This window comes from Megasphaera sp. AF13-6AC (assembly GCF_027685385.1).
In the GTDB taxonomy this organism is placed as follows: Bacteria; Bacillota; Negativicutes; order Veillonellales; family Megasphaeraceae; genus Megasphaera; species Megasphaera micronuciformis.
This window is the reverse complement of record NZ_JAQCUN010000289.1, coordinates 1-744: the sequence shown is the minus strand read 5'-3', so window position 1 is coordinate 744 and position 744 is coordinate 1. Positions and strand designations below refer to the sequence as shown.

Below are 744 nucleotides of genomic sequence, written 5' to 3'. Positions count from 1 at the left end.
CGGTAGCAACTACGGTTGCTTCCAGATTCTCTTCCGTCGCATAAGCCATAAACTTTTCTACATCTTTAGCTGCAACGACAACGGCCATACGTTCCTGCGATTCGGAAATAGCCAATTCCGTTCCGTCGAGCCCTTCATACTTCTTAGGTACCGCATCAAGACAAATATCGAGGCCGTCCGTCAATTCTCCGATAGCCACGGAAACACCGCCGGCACCGAAATCATTGCACCTTTTAATAAGAGTCGTTACTTCCCCGCGTCTGAATAAGCGTTGAATCTTTCGTTCCGTAAGAGCGTTGCCCTTTTGCACTTCCGCCCCGCTCGTTTCCAAGGACGTAAGCGTATGCTTCTTAGAAGAGCCCGTAGCTCCGCCCATGCCGTCACGGCCGGTCTTACCGCCCAAAAGAATGACTACATCGCCGGGTTGCGGTTCTTCACGTACTACATTGGCACGCGGTGCCGCCCCTAAAACCGCACCGATTTCCATGCGTTTAGCAACAAAGCCGGGATGATAGTATTCCTTAACCTCTCCCGTCGCCAACCCGATCTGATTACCGTATGAACTGTAGCCTTTAGCTGCACCCGTCGTAATCGTTCTCTGCGGCAACTTGCCGGGAATCGTATCTTTTACGGCTTGCCTGGGATCCCCGGCACCGGTCACACGCATAGCCTGGTATACATACGCACGTCCGCTTAAAGGATCGCGAATACACCCGCCCAGGCACGTAGCCGCACCGCCGAAAG

Annotated in this window: 1 protein-coding gene; it reads right to left on the bottom strand. The window is 53.4% G+C overall.

What is annotated here, in order from left to right; translation table 11 throughout:
- Positions 1-744, bottom strand: a 744-nt coding sequence (locus PGX78_RS08925; protein ID WP_270446610.1) for an AIR synthase-related protein, incomplete at both ends; no start/stop codon positions are given.